Origin of the sequence: Longimicrobium sp. (genome assembly GCF_036399255.1) — a bacterium.
Lineage (GTDB): Bacteria > Gemmatimonadota > Gemmatimonadetes > Longimicrobiales > Longimicrobiaceae > Longimicrobium.
This window is the reverse complement of sequence record NZ_DASWNM010000144.1, coordinates 28,182-48,390: the sequence shown is the minus strand read 5'-3', so window position 1 is coordinate 48,390 and position 20,209 is coordinate 28,182. Positions and strand designations below refer to the sequence as shown.

The 20,209-nt window shown below is 70.7% G+C and carries 16 protein-coding genes; 13 read left to right on the top strand and 3 right to left on the bottom strand.

Annotated features, from left to right (window positions below; translation table 11 throughout):
* Positions 1–65: 65 nt before the first annotated feature.
* Positions 66–1,532 carry a DUF4384 domain-containing protein gene (locus VGC13_RS27620; RefSeq protein WP_331128552.1) on the bottom strand — a complete coding sequence of 489 codons (1,467 nt, stop codon included), beginning with the start codon at positions 1,530–1,532 and terminating at the stop codon, positions 66–68.
* An 841-nt stretch (positions 1,533–2,373) separates the two neighbouring features.
* On the opposite strand from VGC13_RS27620, the gene mfd reads away from it, so the two are divergent.
* From mfd to VGC13_RS27590, 6 genes are all read left to right on the top strand, one after another.
* Complete coding sequence (mfd, locus tag VGC13_RS27615) at positions 2,374–5,757, top strand: transcription-repair coupling factor (protein ID WP_331128551.1); 3,384 nt, start codon at positions 2,374–2,376, stop codon at positions 5,755–5,757.
* A 601-nt stretch (positions 5,758–6,358) separates the two neighbouring features.
* Positions 6,359–7,909, top strand: a complete 1,551-nt coding sequence (locus VGC13_RS27610; protein WP_331128550.1) for a peptidylprolyl isomerase — start codon at positions 6,359–6,361, stop codon at positions 7,907–7,909.
* Between the two features lie 156 nt (positions 7,910–8,065).
* A complete protein-coding gene (locus VGC13_RS27605; protein WP_331128549.1) occupies positions 8,066–9,364 on the top strand; it encodes a peptidylprolyl isomerase in 1,299 nt (432 codons plus the stop codon).
* Entirely contained in the window at positions 9,361–9,657 is a 297-nt protein-coding gene (locus VGC13_RS27600) for a S4 domain-containing protein (protein WP_331128548.1), read from the top strand. Before VGC13_RS27605 ends, VGC13_RS27600 begins: the two co-directional genes overlap by 4 nt.
* 397 nt (positions 9,658–10,054) lie before the next feature.
* Entirely contained in the window at positions 10,055–10,576 is a 522-nt protein-coding gene (locus VGC13_RS27595) for a type II toxin-antitoxin system VapC family toxin (RefSeq protein ID WP_331128547.1), read from the top strand.
* A gap of 791 nt (positions 10,577–11,367) precedes the next feature.
* Positions 11,368–11,886 carry a type II toxin-antitoxin system VapC family toxin gene (locus tag VGC13_RS27590; RefSeq protein ID WP_331128546.1) on the top strand — a complete coding sequence of 173 codons (519 nt, stop codon included), beginning with the start codon at positions 11,368–11,370 and terminating at the stop codon, positions 11,884–11,886.
* 83 nt (positions 11,887–11,969) lie between these two features.
* Here VGC13_RS27590 and VGC13_RS27585 read toward each other — a convergent pair whose 3' ends face one another.
* Positions 11,970–12,170 carry a hypothetical protein gene (locus VGC13_RS27585; RefSeq protein ID WP_331128545.1) on the bottom strand — a complete coding sequence of 67 codons (201 nt, stop codon included), beginning with the start codon at positions 12,168–12,170 and terminating at the stop codon, positions 11,970–11,972.
* Between the two features lie 192 nt (positions 12,171–12,362).
* Between VGC13_RS27585 and pdxA the strand changes: the two genes are divergently transcribed.
* From pdxA to VGC13_RS27550, 7 genes are all read left to right on the top strand, one after another.
* Entirely contained in the window at positions 12,363–13,319 is a 957-nt protein-coding gene (gene pdxA / locus VGC13_RS27580; protein ID WP_331128544.1) for a 4-hydroxythreonine-4-phosphate dehydrogenase PdxA, read from the top strand.
* Between the two features lie 51 nt (positions 13,320–13,370).
* Entirely contained in the window at positions 13,371–14,063 is a 693-nt protein-coding gene (gene ftsE / locus VGC13_RS27575; protein ID WP_331128543.1) for a cell division ATP-binding protein FtsE, read from the top strand.
* The gene (locus VGC13_RS27570) at positions 14,063–14,920 is read left to right on the top strand and encodes a cell division protein FtsX (RefSeq protein ID WP_331128542.1); all 858 of its coding nucleotides are present in this window, start codon (positions 14,063–14,065) and stop codon (positions 14,918–14,920) included. The genes ftsE and VGC13_RS27570 overlap by 1 nt, the downstream gene beginning before the upstream one ends.
* 4 nt (positions 14,921–14,924) lie before the next feature.
* Positions 14,925–16,160, top strand: a complete 1,236-nt coding sequence (locus VGC13_RS27565; protein ID WP_331128541.1) for a murein hydrolase activator EnvC family protein — start codon at positions 14,925–14,927, stop codon at positions 16,158–16,160.
* A 259-nt stretch (positions 16,161–16,419) separates the two neighbouring features.
* The gene (locus VGC13_RS27560; RefSeq protein WP_331128540.1) at positions 16,420–17,565 is read left to right on the top strand and encodes a DNA polymerase III subunit; all 1,146 of its coding nucleotides are present in this window, start codon (positions 16,420–16,422) and stop codon (positions 17,563–17,565) included.
* Between the two features lie 610 nt (positions 17,566–18,175).
* A complete protein-coding gene (gene moaC, locus VGC13_RS27555; RefSeq protein WP_331128539.1) occupies positions 18,176–18,670 on the top strand; it encodes a cyclic pyranopterin monophosphate synthase MoaC in 495 nt (164 codons plus the stop codon).
* A 58-nt stretch (positions 18,671–18,728) separates the two neighbouring features.
* Entirely contained in the window at positions 18,729–19,388 is a 660-nt protein-coding gene (locus tag VGC13_RS27550) for a transglycosylase SLT domain-containing protein (RefSeq protein ID WP_331128538.1), read from the top strand.
* Between the two features lie 197 nt (positions 19,389–19,585).
* Here VGC13_RS27550 and VGC13_RS27545 read toward each other — a convergent pair whose 3' ends face one another.
* Positions 19,586–20,209: a hypothetical protein gene (locus VGC13_RS27545; RefSeq protein ID WP_331128537.1), complete on the bottom strand. Its 624-nt coding sequence runs from the start codon at positions 20,207–20,209 to the stop codon at positions 19,586–19,588.

The window sequence follows — 20,209 nt, the reverse complement described above, 5'->3', positions numbered from 1 at the left end:
CAGTCGCGGCATACGGCAGAGCCCCTCCCCGGCGCACCGGAGAGGGGCTCTCGACGTCGCTCCCGTCAGTTGTCCGAGGAGCGGGGCCTGCTTGCGCTTCCCGAGCTTTCGCGCGACGGCGGCGGCGACGAGCTGCGCGGCGGCGCGGACTGACGCGCCGGGGGCGACTCGCGGCGGGGCTGCGCCTGCCGCTGCGGAGGCGACTCGCGACGGGGCTCCGCCTGCCGCTGCGGGGGCGACTCGCGCCGCGGCTCGGCCGAGCGCTGCGGCGGCGACTCGGCCGGGCGGCGCTGGAAGGTGGGGCGCTCGCGCGCCGGCGCCACCGGCTTGTCCTGCTGCGGCGGCTGCGCCACCGACTCCTCGGGCTGGCGCGGCTGCGAAGGTCCGCCGCGGCTTCCCGCGTCGCGGGCGCGGGGCTCGGCCGTGCCGCGGCCCTCGCTTCGGTCGCGGACGCGGGGCTCGTACGTGCCGCGGGTGGGGCGGTCGGCCGGGGCCGTGGAGCCGCCGCTCTCCGGGCGCCGCACCGACGACACGCCGCCGCGGCTGCCGCTGCCGCCCGTCTGCGGCCGCTCCGCCGACGTGCCCCCGCCGGACGCGCCGCCCCCGGACGGACGGGCGCTGGCCGGCCGGTCGGTGCGGGCCGTGCCGCCGCGGGCTTCGGGCGCGCCCGAGGCGCCGGGACGACGCGCGGAGGTGGTGCGCACCGGGGGCGCCTGGCCGTCCGTGCGCTCCTTGTAGCCGTGCAGCGGGCGGTTGCGGGCCGTGCGGTAGTAGTACCGGTCGTAGTACGGGCGCCGGCCGCCGCGCCAGCGGTACGTGTCGTAGTAGTACGGCCGGTGCACCAGGATCACGCGGACGCGGTCGCAGCGAGAGCGGCCATAGTAGTCGTAGCGCGAGTCGTGGTACCAGTCGCCGTAGCCGTCGTAGCAGGCGTACCGCGGATAGTCGTAGCGGCGGTTGCCCACGTGGTAGGTGTAGTAGTCCACCGACTCGAAGCCGTACGACGGCTCCGGCACCACGGCGCGGACGATCTCGTCCATGGCGTAGAACGGGTCGCCGTAGATGGACCGGTCGCCGTCCCACGACGCAAGGCGCGGGCGGTACAGGTCGCGCACGCGCCACATCTCCAGCGGCTCGTCCAGGGCCACGGCCATCACGTAGCCCATGCCGTAGCCGCCGCGCACGTTCAGGTTCACCCCGCCGCGCGAGCCCAGGTTCAGGGTGCGGCCCCCCTGCACCCAGCCGTCGTCGCCGTCGTAGCGGGGAAAGATGACGTCGACGTCACCGTTGGTGTCGATGTGGAACACGGCGAGGTACGCGTCGCGGTCCGTGCGGACGCGGACGCGCATGCGGTCGCCGAGGCCGAACAGGTCGCGGTCCATCCACACCTGCACGCCGCCGCTCTGCGCGGCCGTGGCGGCTTCGAGGACGGCGGCGTCGGCGTCCAGCAGCAGTGCGGGCGCGGGAGCCGCGGCCGCCGGTGCGGCGGCCAGCGCGCTCAGCGCAAGGCCCGCCAGGATCATGTATCGCATGGGAGTATTTCTCCGGGGTGGTGCTGGGGTCTACGCCCATGGTGGCAGGGCAATCGCCGTTCCGGGTGCGGCCCAAAAAGCAAGATAATGCGGCGCAACGACTTGGCAAGATTCCCCTCTGTGCCCGTCCCCGCGCTCCGTCCACGGCCGGGGACGGTGGTTCTCCCGCAGGGGACGGCGGAGGGGGTGAAGGGGTGAAGGGGTGAAGGGGTGAAGGGGTGAAGGGGTGAAGGGGTGAAGGGGTGAAGGGGTGAAGGGGGGCCGATGGATCGTGGAGCGTCGACGTGGGGCGCGCTGCGTCCGAGGCGGCCCCCTCTCCCGGCCTCTCCCCCATAAACTGCATGGGGGAGAGGAGAATTCGATAGTGCTTCGGATGGGGACGAACTGCGTCCGCCAGCGCCCCCTCCGGCTCGCCTGGGCTCGCCACCTCCCCAAAACTGCTGGGGGAGGTTGGGGCGGCCGATGGATCGGGGTGATTCGAAAGGCATCGGTCTCCGTCCGCGGAGGGCCTCCTTGGGAAAGGGGAGAATTCGATCGCGGCTCCGGACAGCCTTTCGAGCGCGTCACCCTCCCCCGCGCAGTTTGCGGGGAGGACCCGGGTGGGGGGGCCCCGGCGGGCGCAGGGAAACCCTTCGAAGCCACATCCAGCCCCGCCCAACACCAACCTCCCCCGGCAGTTTCGGGGGAGGTGGGCGAGTGGTGCTCGCCCGGAGGGGGCGCCGCGGGTCGCGACTCCCCCTTCACCCGCTCACCCGCTCACCCCTTCACCCGTTCGCCGCCGCCATCCGTTGACGCCCCCCGCCCGCCCGGATACCTTCCCGGCTTTCCAAGAAAAGGAGCCGTGCCCCATCCCCTGCTGATCGAGTCGTTTCAGACGGTCCCCGCGTTCCGCGCGCTGGCCGCGTCGCTGCCGCGCGTCGGCGAGCGCGCGCTGGCGTCGGGGCTGGCGGGGTCGTCCGTCATGGTGATGCTGGCGGCGCTGCACCGCGTGCGCCCCGAGCGCATCTGGCTGCTGGTCGCCGGCGGGCCCGAGGACGCCGACCAGGCCGCCAGCGACCTCGAGGCGCTGCTCGGCGAGCAGGCGGTGTTCCTGTATCCCCAGCGCGAATCCCTTCCCTACGAGGAGGGCGAGCCGCACCTGGAGATCGGCGGGGCACGGGTGGAGGCGCTGGAGGCGCTGCTCAGCGGCCGCGCCCGGCTGATGGTGACCACCGCGCGCGCCATGCAGGAGCTCTCTCCCGCGGTGGACGGGCTGCGCGACCTGCGGCTGGAGATCAAGGCGGGCGACACCGTTCGGCTCCCCGAGCTCTCCGCGCGGCTGGAAGACATGGGCTTCGAGCGCGTAGCCACGGTTGAGGAGGTGGGCCAGTTCGCCCTGCGCGGCGGCATCGTGGACGTGTTCGGCTTCGGGACGCCCGAGCCGGCCCGCATCGAGCTGCTGGGCGACGAGGTCGACTCCATCCGCTTCTTCGACATCCTCAGCCAGCTCTCCGTCCGCGCCGTCGACCACCTGCAGCTCCTTCCCGTCGACCTGAAGTCGGTCGACGGGATGGGCGACGGAAAATCCGCATCCCCGTCGTCATCGTCCGAATCCACCGAAGCCGCCGCGCCCTCCGGTGACGCGGAGCGGCGGTCGCTGCTGGACTACGTGCCGGAGGACACCGTGGTCGTCCACCTGCACGGCACGGGGACGCGGCAGGAGCTGGAGCGCACCTGGGGGGAAGTCGTCCGCCTGCACGACGCGGAGGTCAAGCGCGGCACGCGGCCCGAGGACCCGGAGCGTCTCTTCTTTTCGCCGTCGCACGCGGACCAGCGGCTTTCCGCGTTTCCGCAGCTGTACATCGACGACGCGGGTAGCGCGCCGCTGCAGTCGGTGTCGCGGTTCCGTGCGCTGCCGCCGGACCCCATCGACCGCGACATGGGGCGGCTGGGCGACGTGCTCAAGGGGGGCGCGGCGCGGGGCGAGCGCACGCTGATCCTGTGCGACAACCAGGGCCAGCTGGAGCGCCTGCAGGAGCTGCTGGACGAGCTGAAGGTGGCGCGCACGGTGGAGCTGGGGATCGGCTCCATCGGCGGCGGGTTCGTGCTGGCGGACGCGGAGCCGCCCACGCGGGTGCTGACCGACCACGAGATCTTTCGCCGCTCGCGCCGCATTCGCCGGCGGCGGCGCTTTCGCGGCGGGGCGGCGCTGGAGAGCGTGGCGGCGCTCAAGCCGGGCGACTACGTGGTGCACATGGACCACGGCATCGGCCAGTTCCGGCGGATGGAGCGGGTGCGGCTGGGCGAGGAGGAGTTCGAGACGCTGGTGATCGAGTACGCCGGCGGCGAGCTGCTGCGCGTGCCCGTGCACCGCGTGGACCTGATCGAGCGCTACGTGGGCGACGCGGACGGCGACGACGCGCCGCCGCCCAGGGTGCACCGCATCGGCGGCAAGGAGTGGTCGCGGGCCAAGGGCAAGACGCAGAAGGCCATCCAGGAGATGACGGCCGAGCTGCTGGAGCTGTACGCGGCCCGCCAGGCGGAAAAAGGATACGCCTACGCCCCCGACACCCGCTGGCAGCGCGAGATGGAATCGGCCTTCCTGTTCGAGGACACCCCCGACCAGCGCCAGGCCACCGAAGACGTCAAGCGCGACATGGAGAGCCAGCGCCCCATGGACCGCCTGATCTGCGGCGACGTGGGATACGGCAAGACGGAGATCGCCATCCGCGCGGCGTTCAAGGCGGTGCAGGACGGCAAGCAGGTGGCCGTCCTGGTCCCGACGACGATCCTTGCCGAGCAGCACCTGCACACCTTCAGCGAGCGCCTGGCCGACTTTCCGGTGAAGATCGAGGCGCTCTCGCGCTTTCGCACGGCGAAGGAGCAGTCGCGGGTGCTGGAGCGGCTGGAAAAGGGCGACGTGGACATCATCGTGGGCACGCACCGGGTGCTGTCGCCGGACGTGAAGTTCAACGACCTGGGGCTCATCGTCGTCGACGAGGAGCAGCGGTTCGGGGTGAAGCACAAGGAGTGGCTGAAGCAGCTGCGCCGCACGGTGGACGTGCTGACGCTGACGGCCACCCCCATCCCCCGCACGCTGCACTTTTCGCTGCTGGGGCTGCGCGACATGACGCTCATCCAGACGCCGCCCCGCGACCGGCAGCCGGTGATCACCCACGTGCTGCCGTGGACCGACGCCATCCTGGAAGACGCCATCCGCCGCGAGCTGGACCGCGGCGGGCAGGTGTTCTTCGTCCACAACCGGGTCGAGACCATCGGCGCCGTCGCGCAGAAGGTGCAGAAGCTGGTGCCCGACGCCGCCATCGGCGTGGCGCACGGGCAGATGCGCGAAAAGGAGCTGGAGCACGTGATGACGCACTTCATCGAAGGCGAGCTCGACGTGCTGGTGGCGACGGCGATCATCGAGAGCGGGCTGGACGTGCCCCGCGCCAACACGCTGATCGTGAACCGCGCCGACTACTTCGGCCTGAGCCAGCTGTACCAGATTCGCGGGCGGGTGGGGCGCAGCCACCACCGCGCCTACTGCTATCTGCTGGTACCCGACGAGATCCAGGAAGACGCCGAGAAGCGGCTGCGGGTGCTGGAGCACTACACCGAGCTGGGGAGCGGCTACCGCATCGCGCTCAAGGACCTGGAGCTGCGCGGCGCGGGGAACATCCTGGGGCAGCAGCAGTCGGGCTTCGTGCACGCGGTGGGGCTGGACACGTACCTGCGCCTGCTCGAAGACACCATCAAGCAGATGAAGGGCGGCGGCCAGGCGCCGGTGCGCAGGATGGCCGAGGCGTCGGTGGACGGCACGGCGCTGCTTCCCGACTGGTACGTGCCCGACGAGGCGCAGAAGCTGAACTTCTACCGCCGCCTGAGCCGCGAAGAGGCGCTGGAGGGGATCGACGCGGTGCGCCGCGAGCTGCGCGACCGCTACGGCCCGCTGCCGGACGAGGCCGAGACGCTGCTGGGAACGGCGGCGCTGCGGCTGCTGGGGGCGGACCTGGGGATCGAGCGCATCCTGGTGCGGCCGTGGGACGTGCGCATCAACTTTCGCCAGGGCGTGGTGCCGCGGATGGCGACGCTGCAGAAGGCGCTGCAGGCGTGGCAGTTCGCGGTCGAGGTGCGGCGGCCGCTGCCCCTGTCGCTCACGCTGACCCGCCACGGCACGGAGCCGATCCTGGGGACGCTGGTTTCGGCGCTGCGGGAGCTGGCGGCGGACCCGGCGCGGGTGGCGTAGGGAAAAGGGTCGAGTGCCCGGTGCCCAGGGTCGAGTGCCTGGGGGGCGAGTACCGGGGCTTGGAATCGAGTGCCTAGTACCGAGGATCGAGTGCCTAGTACCGAGGATCGAGTGCTTGGCCGCGGAGACCTTCGCGAGTCCGCCTTCAGGAGTCGAGGATTCACGGCCGACGACGACGTGAGCCCGCCTCCAGGGACGCGGCATTCACGACAAGAACGGCGCGAGGCCGCTTCCAGGAGCGAATGAATTCGCCGCTGGAAGGGCGCAAAGTCCGCCTGCGCGGACTCGGCGGCCCGGCGGTGTGCGGCGTTACAGGCACCTGCGCGTCCGCAACGAGGGCAGGGTGTCCGCCGGATCTGCACCAGGCACTCGGTACTAGGTACTAGGTACTCGATCCTGGGCACTAGGCACTCGATCCTGGGCACTGGGCACTCGATCCTGGGCACTTGATCCTGAACACTGCCCCCCGCGGCACTTCTCCGCCGCTTCCGTGTACCACCGCGATTCCGAACTTTCGCACTCGCGAGTTCCTGTGCATCAACCCCGGCGCGGCTACGCCAGGCGCGCCACTCATCCCACCAACCCGGTTCCGGAGAACGTAATGAAGTTGTCCCGCTGGGCGCTGGTCGCCGCGCCGCTCGCCCTCGGGGCGTGCGGAGGCTTCGGCAGCGCCATGACGGCCCATACCGACGTGGTCGCCAAGGCCGCCGGCAAGGAGCTGAGCGTGGAGGACGCCGCCCAGCTGCTGGCCGGCAACCCCCAGATCCCCGCGGACGCGCAGGTGGTGCGCGCCCTGGCCGACCTGTGGGTGGACTACACGCTGCTGGCCACCGCCGCCGCCGAGGACAGCACCCTGTCGGTGCTGGACATGGAAAAGTTCGTCGAGGACCAGCGCGAAGAGATGACGGTCATGCGCTACCTGGAGGCCAACGTCCGGGTAGACACCACGTGGACCGACGCCGAGCTGGAGCAGGCATGGAACAACGAGGGGCCGGGCTCCGAGGTCAAGGCCCGCCACATCCTGCTGCGCCCCGGCCAGGAGGGCGGCCCCGAGCCCACGCCGGCGCAGCGCCAGGCCAAGCGCCAGCAGGCCGAAGAGATCCAGCGCCGCGCCGCGGCGGGTGAGGACTTCGCGCAGCTGGCCGCGCAGTTCACCGAGGAGCCGCAGGGCAAGGAGCGCGGCGGCGACCTGGGGTGGTTTGGCCGCGGCCGCATGGTGCCGCAGTTCGAGGAGGCGGCGTTCAAGCTGCAGGCCGGCCAGGTGAGCCCGGTGGTGGAGACGCCGTTCGGCTACCACGTCATCAAGGTGGAAGAGCGCCGCCAGCAGGCCATGGGCGAGAACCGCGAGCAGTTTCGCGCGCAGCTGCGCGGCACCGCGCAGCAGCGGGCGGTGGGCGCGTTCGTGGACTCGCTGAAGAAGGTGGCCACGGTGCAGGTGGAGGCCGGCGCCCCGGCGGCGATGAAGGAGCTGGCGGCCCAGGAAAACCTGTCGCTGCGCGGCCGCGCGGCCTCGCGCTCGCTGGCCAGCTACAAGGGCGGCGAAGTGACGGCCGGCGAGATCGCCGAGCTGCTGCAGAGCGCCTCGGCGCAGGACCGCGAAGGGATGAAGGAGGCGCCCGAGGACCAGATCAAGCCCTTCCTGGAAGACCAGGCGCTGCGCGAGTTCCTGCTGCTGGAGGCCCGCAACAGGAACTTCCGCCTGAGCACCGCGGCGGTGGACTCCATCCGCACCGACGCGCGCTCGGCCATTCGCGAGGTGCTGCGGATGGCGGGCTTCGAGGGCCGGCGCTTTCCGCGCGGCAAGCAGGGCGAGGGCGCCATCCAGGAGGCCGTGCGCACCCTGATGGCCGAGGCGGTGGCCGGGCAGCGTCCCATCCGCCCGCTGGGCAAGCTGGGCTACGCCCTGCGCAACGCCTACGGCGCGGACGTGAACACCAGCTCGTTCCAGAAGGTGATCGACCGCATGAAGTCCATCCGCGCGTCGATCCCGCCGCAGCCGCAGGGCCCGTCGCAGGGCGGAATGCCGCAGGGCGGTCCGCAGGGCATGCCCCCGGGCGTGGACCCGCGCTCGCAGGGCGGCCCGCCGCAGGGACAGCCGCAGCCGCAGGCCCAGCCCGCGCAGCCGGCCCCCACGCCGACGCCGGCGCCGTAAGGTCGGGTGCCGGGCCGCGGAACCTGCGGCCCGGCAACAGGATATAACCACCGCGCGGCCGGGGGCGGCCTGTTCCGCTCCCGGCCCGCGTTTTCTCGCCGGCGCCCGCACCGGGCGCACGGCTGGTCCGATCAAGAGCAATCCCGGCAATCATCCATGCGTACCCTTCTGGCCCTGCTGCTTTCGCTTGCCGCCGCGCCCGCGATGGCGCAGGCGCAGCCCCCCGCCACCCAGCCCGGCGAAGAGCTGTGGGACGGCGTGGTGGCGGTGGTGGGCGACACCACCCTGCTGCGCTCCGACCTGCTGCTGGCGGTGGAAGCCATGCGCGCCGAGGGGCGCCCGGTGCCCACCGACCCCGCCGAGTACCAGCGGATGGTGCAGCAGCTGGTGGACGAGCGGGTGAGCGACCTGCTGCTGATCGAGGGCGCCCGCGCCGCCGGCGAGACGGTGTCGGACGAAGAGGTGCTGGCGTCGGTGGAGGAGCAGATCGGCCAGGTGCGCCAGCGCTTTCCCAACGAGGCGGCGTTCAACGCGGCGCTCGCCGAGGCTGGCCGCACGCCCGAAAGCTACCGGGCCGAGCTGACCCGCCAGTTCGCCGACCAGACGCTGGTGCAGCGGTTCATCCGCAAGCGCGTGGGTGAGATGGCGCCCCCGGCGGTGACCGACGCCGAGATCCGCGCCTTTTTCGAGGCCAACCGCGCGCGCTTTGGCCAGCGGCCGGCGTCGGTCTCGTTCCAGCAGGTGCTGGTGCGCCCGGTCGCCAGCGACTCCGCCCGGGCGGCGGCGCTGCGCACGGTGGGCGAGATGCTGAAGGAGCTGAACGAGGGCGCGGAGTTCGAGGTGCTGGCCCGCCGCTACGGGATGGACGGCACCAAGGACCGCGGCGGCGACCTGGGGTGGTTTCGCCAGGGGCAGATGGTGCGCGAGTTCGACAGGGTGGTGTTCGGCATGCGGCCGGGGCAGACCAGCGGCGTCGTGGAGACGGAGTTCGGCTTTCACGTCATCAAGCTGGAAAAGGTGCGCGGGCCCGAGCGGCAGGCGCGCCACATCCTGATTCGCCCCGAGATCACCCAGGCCAACATCGACGCGGCGCGGGTGCGGGCGGATTCGGTGGCGCAGGCGCTGCGCGCGGGCGCGCCGGCGCCGGAGCTGGCGGCCCGCTACAACACGCCCGACGCGCTGCGCTTTCAGCAGAACGTGGCCATCGACCAGCTGCCGCCGGCGTTCGCCACGGCGCTGGAGGGCGCGACCACGGGGACGGTGGCCGGGCCGGTGCAGGTGGACGGCCCCACGCCGGCCTTTGCGGTGGTGCGGGTGACGGGGCGCCAGACCAGCGGCGAGTACACGGTCGAGGACCAGCGCGAGCGCATTCGCGAGATGATGCGCGAGCAGCGGCAGATGGAGCGCCTTCTGGCCGAGCTGCGCCGCGACATGTACGTCTCCATCAACCTGTGAGCACGCCGGCGGCCGAGCCGCTGCGGGTGGACGTGCTGCTGCACCGGCTCTGCCTGACCAAGAGCCGCAGCGAGGCCAAGGCGGCGTGCGAGGCGGGCGCGGTAACGCTGGACGGCAAGCGCGCCCGGCCCAGCGACACGGTGCAGGCGGGCAGGCGCATCGCGGTGAAGTACCCGTCGCGCCTGCTCGAGGTGGAGCTTCTGGAGATGCCGGGAAAGAGCGTGTCCAAGAAGGCGGCCCGCGACCTGTACCGCATTCTCAAGGACGAAAAGGTCCGCGACGAGCCGTTCTGAGCGGCGGATTCGTGGATGCATGACCAGCGGCCCTCTTTCGCGATCTGCGAAGGAGGGCCGTTCTGCGGCGGGAAATGTTCACTCCGGCCACCTCGTCCGCAAAACCGCGCACTCTTGACAGGCGATCCGTTCCGGTTTTAACGTTGCGAAGGAAGTGAGGGACGGACCTTCGACAGGAGGTGATGCATGTCTGATGAAGCGCGCGCGGAGCCCGAATGGGTTCAGCGGATGAGGGCTGCGGGATACAATGTCCGGGTGGGCCGCGGCGAACCTCTTTCCGAGATCCCTGAAGTCATGTTCGATCCGCCGCTGAGCCGCCGCCAACGGGCCCAGGAGAGGATCGTCAACACCTTCAGGAGCTTGTTCCGCCTCGAGCCCCTGAATGCCCGGGAGCCCCATGCCCCTCTTCCTTGATGCGTGCGCTCTCGCGAAGCGTTACCTGAAGGAAGGCGAGAGTACGCGGCGGATGCAACAGATCACGGGCCGCTTCGATGGCTGGGGCGGCTTCGTCGTTTTGAGTCTCATCGAGCCGGAGGTGATCTCCGCGTTCGGCAAGTATGCGCGTGCCCAGGCGCCGCACCAGACGCACTTTTACCGGTTGCACCCGCGGGTGGTCGACAACTTCAGGCGCGACCTGAGCCGCGGCGCGTTCACGATCATCCCGGTTTCGGACGAGGAAATCGAGGCCGCGGCCGACCTGCTGAGGGCGCATCCGGAGTATGCCATCGGCGCGGCCGATGCGATCCACCTTGCGACCGCGCTGGCCGTCGCCCGGCAGGCGCAGGCGGGAACGCCGCTCGTCTTCGTGACGGCCGACAAGGGACTCGCCGAGGCGGCGCGCCAGAACGAGCTCACCGTGTTCAATCCGCTCTACCAGCGGCCCGACGAGCTGGAAAAGATCGTGGGCACGGAGGGATGATCATGATTACGGCAACAAAGGCCCTCCTCCGCCGCGCGCGGAGGAGGGGTCGTCTTGGCAGGCGATGCGGCGGCCACAGCACCGATGGCCCAGCGCGGATGGCCACAGCACGGGCGGCTAAAGCCGCACGCTGGAACTGCGACAAGCCCCGTCCTGGCTCGCTTGCGCTCGCCAGACGGGGCTTCACCTTCACGGGCGTTAAGCGCGGGTGCAATGCATAGTTGTCGAAAGCCAAGTTTGTGGGGCTGGTTCGGGGATTGTGGTCAAGTACCGTCGCGGCTGCTTGGGGTGGAACTGCTGGAGATGCCGAGAAAGAGCGTGTCGAAGAAGGCGGGCCCGCGACCTGTACCGCATCCTCAAGAACGAAAAGGTCCGCGACGAGCGGTTCTGATGGCGGGCACGACGCCCCGTAAACAACGACCCTCTTCCACGATGCAAGGAAGAGGGTTGTTCTGCGTCCGGAACTGTTTACCTTGTCCATCTTGTCTGTAAAACCGTGCACTCTTGACAGGTGCGCTGTTCGGGCTTTAACGTTGGGAAGGAAGTGAGGGACGGGCCTTTGACGGGAGGCGATCGAATGTCTGACGAAGCGCGCGCGGAACCTGAATGGGTTCGGCGCATGAGGGCGGCCGGATACAACATCCGGATCGGAACGGGAGAGGGCACGATGTCGGAAATCCCGGATGCCTACTTCTACCCGCCTCCAAGTCTCCGCAGGCGGATCCGAGAAAGGATCGTGCGCGCCTGCAAGAGGATGATGCACGCGCTGACCTCGCCCCGCCGCACTACGCATGCCCCTTTTCCTTGATGCGTGCGCGCTGGCGAAGCGCTACCTGCACGAGGGTGACAGCACGCGAAAGATGAGAGACATCACGGGCCGCTTCGACCGCTGGGGCGGCTTCGTCGTCTCCAGCCTCATCGAACCGGAGGTCATCTCTGCGCTCGGCAAGTACGCCCGCGCGCGGACGCCGCACCAGGAGCATTACTACAAGTTGCACCCGAGGGTCGTCGATTCCTTCAGACGTGACCTGAGCCTCCCCGTCTTCACCATCGTTCCCGTCACGGACGAGGAGATCGAGGCGGCGGCCGACCTGCTGAAGGCGCACCCGGAGTACACGATCGGCGCGGCGGACGCGATCCACCTCGCTACGGCACTCGCGTTGATGGCGCAGGAAAGATCGGAGCCGCTCGTCTTCGTTACGGCGGACAAGGGACTCGCCGAGGCGGCGCGCCAGAACGGCCTCACGGTGTTCAATCCGCTCTACCAGCAGCCGGACGAACTGGAGAAGATCGTCAGCGCGAACAGGTAGATCGATGTCCATCGTGGGCAACGGCCCTCCCCGCTTGATCGCAGGGAGGGCCGTTAGTTGTTCCGAAGCGCCGAGGCAACCAGCTAGTTGTTGTTGGGGTCCACGACGGCCCAGCAATCCGTGCCCCCGCAGGTGCCGCACGTGCCGCCGCACGACACCCCACCCGTGTGGGGAAGCACGGTGTAGATGATCACGGATTCCACCGCGCTCTCGTCGGCGGAGGAGGTGCGGAACGAATCGACGTTCAGTTCGTCGAGGTTCAGGGACAGTCTGGATGAACTCATTGCGGCACTCCGGATGAGGGGAAACATTTGGAGTTTCGTGTCCCTAAATGGTATCTGGATCTGCTCGCTCGTCAAGTCCCTCCCCCCGCTGCCATCGTTCCGTCGGGTACGGTGAGCGTTGCGCTTGCCTCCGCATCCTCTCTCCGCCATCATCCGGGCATTCGATTCAATCTACCCGAACGGCAACACACCGTGACCAACGCCAACCCCCTCCCCCGAATCGCGATCACGCTGGGCGACCCGCGGGGGATCGGGCCGGAGGTGACGCGCGCGGCGCTGGCGGACGCGGAGGTGGCGGACGCCGCGGAGTGGGTGCTCGTCGGCCCCGATGCGCTGCTGCGCCCGGGGAGGGCGGACGTCTCCGTCGGCGAATGGAGGGCGGGGGACGGGGCCGCGGCGGCGGGGCGCATCGCGGGGGAGGCCATCCGCCGCGCGACGGAGATGGCGCTGGCGGGCCAGGTGCACGCCGTCGTCACGGCGCCGATCGAGAAGAACGCGTTTCGCGCTGGCGGCTGGCACTACCCCGGCCACACGGAGATGCTGGGCGAGCTGACGGGCGCGGCGGACGTGGTGATGATGATGGCGGCGGAGCGCACGGCGCTGGGCGGGGCGCTGCGCGTGATCCTGGCCACGACGCACCTGGCGCTGCGCGACGTGCCGGCGGCGCTCACGGCGGAGCTTCTCGTCCGCCAGGCCACGCTGACCGCCGACGGGCTGCGGCGGCTGTGGGGGATCGGCCGGCCCCGCATCGCCCTGTGCGCGGTGAACCCGCACGCGTCGGACGGCGGGCTGTTCGGCGACGAGGAGGCGCGGATCGTGGAGCCGGCGCTGCGGGCGCTGGTGGAGGCCGGGATCGACGCGCGGGGGCCGATCCCCGCGGACACGGTGTTCACCCGCGCGGTGCGGGGCGAGTTCGACGCGGTGGTGGCGCCGTACCACGACGTGGGGATGGCGGCGTTCAAGACGGCGGCGTTCGGGGCGGGAGTCAACGTGACGCTGGGGCTGCCCTTTCCCCGCACCTCGCCCGACCACGGGACGGCGCTGGACATCGCGGGCAAGGGGATCGCCGACCCGTCGTCGATGAAGGAGGCCATGCTGCTGGCCGTGCGGCTGTCCGGACGTTTTGACAGGCCGGGCACGCCGGACTAAATTCTTAGGAATTCCGGGCTTGCGCTCTCCCCACCCGCGGAAGTTCCTCGCGTGATCAGGCTTACTTCGGTCTACAAGGAGTATCCGCGCTCCGGCACGGCACTCCGCGACATCACCCTGCACGTCGCCAAGGGCGAGCTGGTGTTCCTGACCGGCCACTCCGGCGCGGGCAAGAGCACCATCCTGCGCCTGCTGCAGATGGCGGAGCTCCCCTCCGCGGGCGAGGTGCGCGTCTCCGGCTTTTCGTCCAAGCTCATGCGCCGCCGCGACATCCCGCAGCTGCGCCGCAAGCTGGGCGTGGTGTTCCAGGACTTTCGCCTGCTGCGCGACCGCACGGCGGAAGAGAACGTGGCGTTCGCGCTGGAGGTGACGGGCACCAAGCGCACCGCCATCACCCCCCGCGTGAACCGGCTGCTGACGCAGGTGGGGCTGGCCCACAAGGCGCGGGCGTTCCCCGACGAGCTGTCGGGCGGCGAGCGCCAGCGCGTGGCGGTTGCGCGGGCGCTCGCCAACGAGCCGCTGGTGCTGCTGGCCGACGAGCCCACGGGCAACCTGGACGAGTGGGCGGCCAAGGGCGTGTTCGAGCTGTTCCGCGAGATCAACTCCATGGGGATGACCGTGCTGATGGCCACGCACGACCTGGCGCTGGTGCGCGCCCACCCCGAGTACCGGGTGGTGGAGCTGGCCCAGGGCTCGGTGGTCTACGATTCGGCGGCGGCGGCCGTCGAGGCGGGGCAGCGCTGATGCCGTACGCACTTCGCGAGGCGCTGTCGGCCTTTCGCCGCACGCCGCTGCTGGCCGCGCTCTCGGTGATCGCCATCGCCTTCGCGCTGTTCGTCATCGGCCTCTTCGGGCTGACGGCGTTCAACATCCGCAGGGCGATCGAGAAGGTGGAGGAAAAGGTGGAGATCGTGGCCTACCTGGCCGACGACGCCACCCCCGCGCAGGTGGAGATGGCGCAGCAGGAGGTGCGCGCCCTGCCGCAGGTGGCCGCGCTGCGCCACGTGACCAAGACCGAGGCGCTGGCCACGGCGATGGCCGAGATGGAGGAGTTCAAGGACGTCTTCAGCGACCTGGAGTCAAACCCGCTCCCGGCGTCGTTCGAGGTGAGCCTGAAGGCGGGAAGCCGCAGCCCGCAGGTGGTGGAGCGGGTGGCGAAGCGCATCCAGGCGTACCCGTTCGTGGAGGACGTGCGCTACGGGCGCGACTGGCTGAACACCATCTACACCCTGCGCCGCATCGCGGCGGGGGTGGCGATGGTGATCGGGGGCGCGTTCGCGCTGGTGGCGGCCATCGTCATCGCCACCGCGGTGCGCATCACGGTGTTCGCGCGGCGCGAAGAGATCGGGATCATGCGGCTGGTGGGCGCCACCGACGGGTTCGTGCAGCGCCCGTTTCTGCTGGAGGGGCTGATCAGCGGGCTGCTGGGCGGGCTGCTGGCGGCGGGGCTTACGTACGCCACCTACCAGCTGCTGGGAAGCACGATGTTCCGGGTGGAGTGGCTGCCGAGCGAGTGGATCGTGCTGACGGTGCTGGCGGGGACCGGGTTCGGGCTGATCAGCAGCCTGATCGCGGTGCGCCGCCACCTGGGGGAGGTGTAGGGCGATGCGCCGCCTTCGGCTCGTGGGACTGGGGCTGCTGCTGGCCCTGGCGGCGCTGCCGTGGGGGATGCGCGCGCAGCAGACCCCCAGCCTGACCGAAAGCCAGCGGCGGCTGCAGGAGATTCGCCGCGAGCGCACGCAGCTGCGCGACGAGCTGACGCGCATTCGCAGCCGCGTGGGCGACGTGTCGGCCGAGATCCGCAACATCCAGCGCCAGCAGCAGGTGTCGTCGTCGCTGCTGCGCGAGATCAACCTGCAGCTGGCCGAGACGTCGCGGAAGATCGACGAGACCACGCTGGAGATGGCGAACACGCAGTCGGAGCTGGTGGAAAAGCGCCGGCTGCTGCACCAGCGGCTGCGCGGCATCTACAAGCGCGGGCCGCTGCACTCGGCGCAGGTGCTGCTCTCGTCCCAGTCGTTCAGCGACCTGCTGAACCGCTACAAGTACCTGCACATCGTGGCCCGCCGCGACCGGGGGCTGGTGCAGGAGGTGGGCGCGCTGGCGCGCGAGCTGGAGCTGCGCGAGCGCGAGCTGCGGCGCAGCCTGAGCGACATCCAGTACCTGCAGGGCCAGCGGGCGCAGGAGAACGTCACCCTGGCCGAGCTGCGCAACGCGCGCGGCCAGACGCTGACGGGGCTGCGGAGCACCGAGCGGCAGACCAACGCGCGGCTGGAGGCGCTGGCCCGCGACGAGCGCCGGATGACGGGCGTGATCGCCGACCTGGAGCGCCGCCGCCGCGAGGCCGAGCGCCGCGCCGCGGCCGCCGCCGCGGCGCCCGTGGCCCCGGGCGCCACCCGTCCCGCCGCGCCGCGCCCCGCCGCGTCCACCATGACGACGGCGGACGTGGGGAACCTGGACTGGCCGGTGGGCGGGCGGCTGGTCTACAACTTTGGCCGCGCGACGCAGCCCAACGGCACCACCATCCGCTACAACGGCGTGGGGATCGGCGCGGCGGCGGGGGCGCCGGTGCGGGCGGTGGAGGCGGGAACGGTGGAGATGGCGGCGCCGTTCGAGGGCTACGGCCCCACGGTGGTGGTGAGCCACGGCGGCGGCTACTACTCGCTGTACCTGTACCTGAAGGACGTCCACGTGCGCCCCGGCACGCAGGTCGCCAGGGGCCAGACCATCGGCACCGTGGGCGGCGAGTCGTCGCCGGAGGGTCCGCACCTGGAGTTCCAGATCCGCGAGCCCGGCGGCGGCGCGGTGGACCCGGTGCGGTGGCTGCGGGGGAGAAGATAGGGGCAGGGAATAGGGAATAGGGAATAGGGAATAGGGAATAGCCTGCAACGGCTGCGGGGCTGTCCCGGCGTCTTTCCCAGGCGGTCACAGGCAGTGTAAGATGCGCCCCGCGCGTGAGCCCGGAAGCACGCCGCACGCGTTCGACGTTGTTCCGTTCACGCTCTTGCGGTAGGAGGAAGCCCGGGCCAAGCGCGTGAGAGCCCCCCGGGCCGTTCAGGCCCGCTGTTCCCTATTCCCTGTTCCCTATTCCCTGCCGTTCATGCCGCTTCCTCCCGTCTACGGCCACGCGGACGCGCTGGCGATGCTCGCGGCGGCGGCGCGCGCGGGCAACCTGTCGCAGTCGCTCCTGGTGCACGGTCCGTCCGGCATCGGCAAGGAGCGGGTGGCGCTGTGGATTGCCCAGCGGGTGCTCTGCGAGCAGCCGGCGGACGGCGGGCCGTGCGGCCGGTGCCGCGCCTGCCGGCAGATCGACCGGCTGGAGCACCCGGACGTGCACTGGTTCTTTCCCCTTCCCCGCCCCGACGCGTCCACCCCCGAAAAGCTGCGCGACAAGCTGGAGGAGGCCCGCGGGGCCGAATTGGAGGCGCGGCGCGCCAACCCGCACCACGTGCCGCAGTTCGACAAGGCGCCCGCGTACTTCATGGGCACCATCCAGAACCTGCAGCGCATCGCCTCGGTCCGCCCGTCCGTGGGGTCGCGCAAGGTGTTCGTGGTGGGCGACGCGGACGCCATGGTGCCGCAGGAAAGCAGCCCCGAGGCGGCCAACGCCTTTCTGAAGCTGCTGGAGGAGCCGCCGGCCGACACCACACTCATCCTTACCTCGTCCAATCCGGGCGCGCTGCTCCCCACCATCCGCTCGCGGGTGCTGCCCATCCGCCTGCTGCGGCTGGCGGCGGAAGACGTGACGGAGTTCCTGGTGCGCGAGCTGTCGATGGACCGCGCCGCCGCGGCATCGCTGGCGGGGATTTCGGAGGGCGCGATCGGGCGGGCGCTGCGGCTGTCGCCCAGCGCGGGGGGCGCGGGCGCGGCGCTGCGGATGCGCGAGATGGGGCGCGACCTGCTGGCGGCGGCGCTGGCGGACGGCGAGGCGGGACGGTTCGCGGCGGCCAACGCGGTGGCGCCCTCCGGCGCGCGCGGCGAGTTCACCGGCGTGCTGAGCGCGCTGGCGCTCTGGCTGCGCGACCTGATGGCGGTGGCCGCGGGCGCGCACGACTCCGTCGCATTCGCCACCTCGGCCGACGAGGCGCTGCTGCGCAAGCTGGCCGCGCGCCCCGGCGTACGCGCGGAAGGCGTGGCGCGCGCCATCCTGCGCGTGCAGGAGGCGCAGGAGCTTGCCGCCGGCAACGTGAACCCGCAACTGATCCTGGCGGACCTGCTCGGCGGGATCCGGAAGGCGCTGGCGTAGGGGGCGTGGAGCCGGGCTGGCCTCCCGCGAGAGCGGCTGAAGCCGCCGCAACGACAGCGGGGAAGCCCCGCAAACCGCGGGGCTGGTTGGGCCGACACCGTGGCTCGCCAACGCGCCCTGATTGTGGCCGACACCGTGGCGGCGCATCGGGGCTGTGGACCCGACATCCCGTATCTGTCATTCCGAGGGAGCGCCGCGCGGAACCATCCGCATCACCAGACCCGGCGCGCGACCGGGGAATCTACTGTCGGGCTGCTCGTGATCGGTCGCGCGACGGAGAACCGGCGGCCACGATCCGCGCAGGCGGATTTCGCGTTCTCAGCGGCGAATCATGCCCATGCGGATCTGATTCGTTGATCTCCGGGTTGCGGACGCGCAGGTGCTTCGGATACTGCATAGAGCCGGGCCGCCGAGTCCGCGCAGGCGGACTTTGCGATTTTCCAGCGGCGAATTCATTCGCTCCAGTGGGCGGACGGCTGCGAGATCAACCGTCCGCACCAATCTGCATCCACCTGTCGTCGCACACCTGGCCCTTGACGCGCCATGTGTTTGCAGCACCGTCCCACCCGTGTCCCAACGGGCTGTGGAATCCTGTTCCGCCATGGAAAAGATGTCCGACGATCCCGGATTCACCCACCTGGACGAGAGCGGCCGCCCGCGCATGGTGGACGTGGGCGGCAAGGCCGTCACCCGCCGAATCGCCGTGGCGGAAGGCACAATCCGCATGTCGGCGGATACGCTGCGCGCCATCGTGGCCGGCGACACGCCCAAGGGCAACGTGCTGCTGATCGCCCAGCTGGCCGGGATCATGGGCGCCAAGCGCACCCCGGACCTCATCCCCTTGTGTCATTCCGTTCCACTGACCTCCGTACAGGTGGAAGTCAAGCCCGACGAATCCCTCCCCGGTGTGCGGGTGACGGCGACGGTGGGGGTGGAGGCGAAGACCGGCGTGGAGATGGAGGCGCTCACCGCGGTAAGCTGCGCGCTGCTAACCGTCTACGACATGTGCAAGGCGCGGGACCGCGGAATGGTGGTGAACGGGGTGCGGCTGCTGCGAAAGGAAGGTGGACGGAGCGGCACGTGGGAAGCGGGTTCTGAGGGCTGAGACGGCATACCCCTTGCTCCGTTGAGGGCCGACCCGTGCACAACGGAGGCACACCCATATGCAGGCTCTGATCCTGAAGTTGCAGGCCGACGTAGAGGCCCGCAAACAATCCCGGCTGGACATCTCCGCGACCGCAAGGGTCACGCTGGTGGGCGGACTGCTGTTCCTGGCGGCCTTTTTTCTGGGCGCCAAGTCCGCCGACAGCAGCGTGGTCCAGTGGGGGGAGCGGCTGGGCGTGGCCGCGCCCGAGGGAGCCATCGAGCTCCAGCAGCTGGAGATCACGCGGCTCAAGCGCATCCACGAGAATTCCGCCAGGTTCGGCATTCCGGCGGACCTCGCGGAGCGCATCGAGGACATTGCCCAGGCGGAGGGCATCGAGCCGCACGTGGCGTTCGGGCTGGTGCGCGCCGAGAGCGAGTTCAACCGCCGCGCGGTAAGCCCGGTGGGCGCGGTGGGGCTCACGCAGCTCATGCCGTCCACGGCGCGCTACTTCAAGCGCGGCGTGTCGCGCGAGGCGCTGATGGACCGCGACACCAACCTGCGCATTGGGTTCCGCTACCTGCGCACGCTCATCGAGAAGTACAACGGCAACCTGGAGCTGGCGCTGCTGGCCTACAACCGCGGCCCCGACCGCGTGGACCAGCTGCTGCGCGCCGGGCAGGACCCCAACAACGGCTACGTGGAGATGGTGCTCGGCAAGCGGAACAAGCACCGGTAGCTCCGCCGTCCGTTCCCCATCGAACGAATCGCCCCGCCTGGCATCATGCCGGCGGGGCGATTCGGTGTTTCGGAGTCCACCGATCGGCAGCGTGTGTCAGCGGAACGGGATCGCGCTGGCGCCGGCGGAGGCCCTCACCGCTCGCTCAGGCGCGGGCGTTGCAGCGGGTTTCGCCGGCGATACGGTCTCGGAAGCGCCTACTCGTCTTCGGTGTTCGCGAGGTAGTTGCCAAGGACGCGGTTGGTGGCGTTCAGCACGGCGAGGGCGGCGGAGCGGTGCACGTCACCCGTGGCGAGCGAGGCGCCGATGAGCGCGTGCACGTTCTCGGTGCGCAGCAGGACCACGATCACGTCGGTGTCGAACGCGCGAAAGCTCTTGATGCCCACGAGGCCGAACTGCATGCGCCCGTGCAGGATGGACTCCAGCGTGCGCAGCGTGGCCATCGCCGCCAGGCGAAGCTCGACGGCGTTGCCGGTTTCGCCCTCCACCTCGCCCCGGTGCGTCTCGCCGTTCCACTCGAGCTCCACCTGCGCCTGCGCGCGCCCGGTGCGCGGGGTGGTGAGCCGCGCGGCCACGAAGCGCACCCGCCGCCGCGCCTCGGGCTTGGGCAGGTAGGCCAGGTGCACCTCGGCGCCGGCGGGCAGGCCGTTGCGGGCCAGCAGGCCGTGCACCAGCATCTCCGTGGGACCATCGGCGCGCTCGCAGATCAGGTAGATGCGCAGCGGGTCTTCGTCGATGACGGCGCGGCGGACGCCTTCAAGCGCCTCGAGCTCGGCGCGCAGGTGCTCGCGCGCGTCCACGTCCAGTGCGGATAAGGGCAT

Coding starts and splice junctions, on each gene's coding strand:
- VGC13_RS27620 (WP_331128552.1), bottom strand. CDS start 1,532: ATGCGATACATGATCCTGGCGGGCCTTGCGCTGAGCGCGCTGGCCGCC.
- VGC13_RS27610 (WP_331128550.1), top strand. CDS start 6,359: ATGAAGTTGTCCCGCTGGGCGCTGGTCGCCGCGCCGCTCGCCCTCGGG.
- VGC13_RS27605 (WP_331128549.1), top strand. CDS start 8,066: ATGCGTACCCTTCTGGCCCTGCTGCTTTCGCTTGCCGCCGCGCCCGCG.
- VGC13_RS27595 (WP_331128547.1), top strand. CDS start 10,055: ATGCCCCTCTTCCTTGATGCGTGCGCTCTCGCGAAGCGTTACCTGAAG.
- VGC13_RS27590 (WP_331128546.1), top strand. CDS start 11,368: ATGCCCCTTTTCCTTGATGCGTGCGCGCTGGCGAAGCGCTACCTGCAC.
- VGC13_RS27585 (WP_331128545.1), bottom strand. CDS start 12,170: ATGAGTTCATCCAGACTGTCCCTGAACCTCGACGAACTGAACGTCGAT.
- VGC13_RS27570 (WP_331128542.1), top strand. CDS start 14,063: ATGCCGTACGCACTTCGCGAGGCGCTGTCGGCCTTTCGCCGCACGCCG.
- VGC13_RS27565 (WP_331128541.1), top strand. CDS start 14,925: ATGCGCCGCCTTCGGCTCGTGGGACTGGGGCTGCTGCTGGCCCTGGCG.
- VGC13_RS27560 (WP_331128540.1), top strand. CDS start 16,420: ATGCCGCTTCCTCCCGTCTACGGCCACGCGGACGCGCTGGCGATGCTC.
- moaC (WP_331128539.1), top strand. CDS start 18,176: ATGTCCGACGATCCCGGATTCACCCACCTGGACGAGAGCGGCCGCCCG.
- VGC13_RS27550 (WP_331128538.1), top strand. CDS start 18,729: ATGCAGGCTCTGATCCTGAAGTTGCAGGCCGACGTAGAGGCCCGCAAA.
- VGC13_RS27545 (WP_331128537.1), bottom strand. CDS start 20,209: ATGCCCTTATCCGCACTGGACGTGGACGCGCGCGAGCACCTGCGCGCC.